Annotated in this window: 4 protein-coding genes; all 4 read right to left on the bottom strand. The window is 66.5% G+C overall.

The annotated features are described in order from the left end of the window. The coding region (locus EN750_RS24325; protein WP_145967874.1) for an enoyl-CoA hydratase/isomerase family protein at positions 1-653 on the bottom strand (653 nt) is incomplete at its 3' end. A 126-nt stretch (positions 654-779) separates the two neighbouring features. Beyond that, on the bottom strand, positions 780-1,727 hold the full coding sequence (locus EN750_RS24330; RefSeq protein WP_127397918.1) for an ABC transporter permease: 948 nt from the start codon (positions 1,725-1,727) through the stop codon (positions 780-782). Positions 1,728-1,730: 3 nt separating this feature from the next. Further along, a complete protein-coding gene (locus EN750_RS24335; protein ID WP_189367944.1) occupies positions 1,731-2,711 on the bottom strand; it encodes an ABC transporter permease in 981 nt (326 codons plus the stop codon). Between the two features lies 1 nt (position 2,712). Further along, positions 2,713-3,472, bottom strand: a 760-nt coding sequence (locus EN750_RS24340) for an ATP-binding cassette domain-containing protein (RefSeq protein WP_145967875.1), incomplete at its 5' end; no start/stop codon positions are given.

Genomic DNA, 3,472 nt, shown 5'->3' on the forward strand with positions numbered 1-3,472 from the left:
GCCTCGGCGTCGAAAGCCGCGAGGTCGGTCTCCTTGAGCCCCTCATCGCGATCACGCACTGGCGTGAAGGGGCCACCCTTGCGTGCAATTTCCCTGGCGAAGTTCACGGCATGCGTCGTCAGATCGCCGTCGAAGACGGCATCGACGAGACCGGCTTCATGCGCCTCGGTCGCACCGATCGGCGTACCGGAGACGATCATCTTCAGCGCCTTCACCGCGCCGACCAGGCGCGGCAGCCGCACCGTGCCGCCGCCCCCCGGCAGCAGGCCGAGCTTCACCTCCGGCAGGCCGAGCTTGGCGCCGGCATCGGCAACGCGGAAATGGCATCCGAGCGCCAGCTCCAGCCCGCCGCCGAGCGCGGTGCCGTGGATGGCGGCCACCGTCGGCTTGGCGATGGTCTCCAGCACAGCCACGATGGCGCGTAGCTCGGGCTGCTGCATCGGCTTGCCGAATTCGGTGATGTCGGCGCCGGCGACAAAGGTCCGGCCGGCGCATGCAATGACGATGGCGGCAACCGAAGCATCGTCGCGCAACTCAACCAGCGCCTGCATCAGCGGTTCGCGAACATGGAAGCTCAGCGCGTTGACCGGCGGGTTGTCGATAATGACGACGGCGACGTCGCCATCACGGTGGATCCTGAGGAAATCGGACACGCAAACCTCCCAGCGCTATTCAGCGGCCGTGGCCGCGCGAACGGGATTTACAGCGCCATGACGTCGAAGGGAACCGGATGTCGGCCTGGCACAATGATTACAGGCCTGGGACGACGAAGGCGGAGCCTACCGCGGCGCCTTCTGCCCGCCCGCCGCCGTGATCACCCCGACAATGATCAGCCCCGTGAGCAGCAATCGCACCCCGGCACTCACCCCAAACGTGTTGAGCATGGTCAAAAGCAGCACCAGGAACAGCGCCGCGCCCCAGACCCCGGGCACATTGGCCTTGCCGCCGGCGACCGACGTGCCGCCGATGACGACGACGGCAATCGAGGCCAGCAGATACTCATTGCCGATATCGACATTGGCCCCCCGGAAATAGCCGGCCAGCAGCGCGCCGTCCATGCCGCCGAGCGCGCCCGACAGCGTGTAGGTGAGGAAACGAATTCGGCCGACACTGACGCCGGCGAGCCAGGCGGCGCGGATATTCTGGCCGATCGCCAGCACCGAGCGGCCATAGATCATGCGCTGCAGGGCGACCGCCGCACCGATGGTGAACAGCACGGTGAGGATCGCCAGCACCGGAATGCCGAGTATCTGCCAGTTGGCGAAATCGGCGAAGCCCGGCGGCGGTTTGATCTGCAAGCCGCGTCCGTAGCTGATGTCGATCGACTGGATGATGAAGCTGGCCGACAAAGTGGCTATGATCGGTGGGATGCGCAGCGCCCAGATCAGCAGGTAGTTGGCGGCGCCGATCGCCGCCCCGCAGGCAAGCGCCGCCAGCAGCCCGACCGCGATCATGGAATCATTGCCGTCCATCACTTTCATCGCGACGGCGCTGGCAAGGCCGATATTGGCCGGCAGCGACAGGTCGACATTGCCCGGGCCGAGTGTGATGACGAACATCTGGCCGACGCCGACAATGACGGTGAACACCGCCAGCGACAGGGCCGCCGTCACCATGCCGCCGGCGCCATAACCGCCGGTGAAGGCGATGGTCGCCAGCCACACCAGAAGCGCGCCAATGAACGACCAGATCCAGGGTTTGGCGAGCAGCGATTTCACCGATGTCATCGCTCACCTCTCCTTGCGGCTGATCAGCACCCGCGCCGCCAGCACGATGATGAGGATGGCGCCGTTGGCGGCAACCTGCCAATCGGGTGGAATGTGCATGAAGGTGAGCAGTGGCGAGGCCGCCAGCGCCAGCGTCAGCGCGCCGATCACAGCACCTATCGGCGACACCCGGCCGCCGACGAATTCGCCGCCGCCGAGGATGACGCCGGCGATGGCCAGCAGCGTGTAGCCGTTGCCGATATTGGCGTCGGCCGAGGTGGTGATGCCGATCAGCGCCATGCCGGACAGCACGCCGAACAGGCCGGCGAGCGCAAACAGCACGATCTTGGTTCGGAGCAGCGACCAGCCGGCGCGGCCAAGCGCCGCCGGATTGCCGCCCGAGCCGCGCAGGATCACGCCATAGGAAGTGCGCATCAGGCCGAAATGAACGATGACGCCGATGAGCAGCGCGGCGATGATCGGGAACGGAATGAAGGGCGGCTTGAACGCCATCAGCCCAAGCAGCCAGTCCGGCGCCTTGCCGCCCGGTTTGGGCAGGACGAGAATGGCCAGCCCCTGCCAGACGAAGCTCATGCCGAGCGTCACCACGATGGACGGCAGATTGCGCAGATGGATAAGCGCGCCGAGCAGCGCATAGATGCCGATTGATCCGAGCAGGATGGCGGCGCCGATGAGTGGCGCGTCCTTCAGCCAGGTCGCCGTGACGCAGCCGACGAAGCCGACGAAGGTGCCTATCGACAGGTCGAGCTCGTTTCCGGCAATGACGAACATCTGCGCGATCGTCGCCAGCGCGATCGGGATCGCCAGGTTGAGCATCAGGCTGAAGCCGAAATAGCTGATGGCGCGCGGGTTGAGCCAGGCGATGGCGAGCAGCACCAGCGCCAGCGACAGCGCCGGCAGCAGCCCGCGCAACAGACGGGCACGGGCCAGTGCGCCTCGCTCGGCGGACGTCCTGGCGGCGGTGTCGAGGCTGGCGGCCGTCATCTCAGGCCGCATCGCCGAATGAGGACTGGATGATCTTCTCTTCGGTCAACTCGTTGCGGCGCAGATTGGCGACGATGCGGCCGTTCTTGAAGACATAGATGTGATCGCAATTGTCGAGCTCTTCGGTTTCCGTGGTGTACCAGAGGAAGGTGCGGCCTCGGGCAGCCTCTTCGCGCACGAGGCCGTAGACCTCCAGTTTGGTGCCGATATCGACGCCGCGCATCGGATCGTCCATCAGCACGATCTGCGCATCCGAGCCGAGCGCGCGGGCAAACAGCGCCTTCTGCTGGTTGCCGCCCGACAGCGAGAAAATGTTGTTGTTCATATCGGGCGTGCGGATGCCGATCTTCTTCTGCCAGAATGCAGCGAGTTCGGCCTCGCGCTGCGGCGAGATCAGCAGCCCGCTGCGCAGCCGCGCCAGCGAGCGGATGCCGATGTTCTCAGCGATCGACCATTGCGGAAAGATGCCGTCCGACTGGCGGTCGCCGGCGACCAGCGCCACCGGCGCCGTCACCTCGATGCCTGCCTTGGCGCGCGATGCCGCGCTAAAGATCGCCAGCAGCAGGTCGGTCTGGCCGTGTCCCGCCAGACCGGCAAGGCCGATGATCTCCCCGGCGCAGGCGACAAGGTCGGTGCCGTCCTTCTGCGCGGCGGGCCGCGCCCGGACCCGTAGCGGACTGGCGCCGGGCTTGGCGGCAGCGATTTGCGCCGCGATCTTCGGGCGCGCTTCCGCTCCGCCCATCGCCGTCACCAGCCGGTCG

The sequence above is a fragment of the Mesorhizobium sp. M7A.F.Ca.ET.027.03.2.1 genome (assembly GCF_003999175.1).
Classification (GTDB): domain Bacteria; phylum Pseudomonadota; class Alphaproteobacteria; order Rhizobiales; family Rhizobiaceae; genus Mesorhizobium.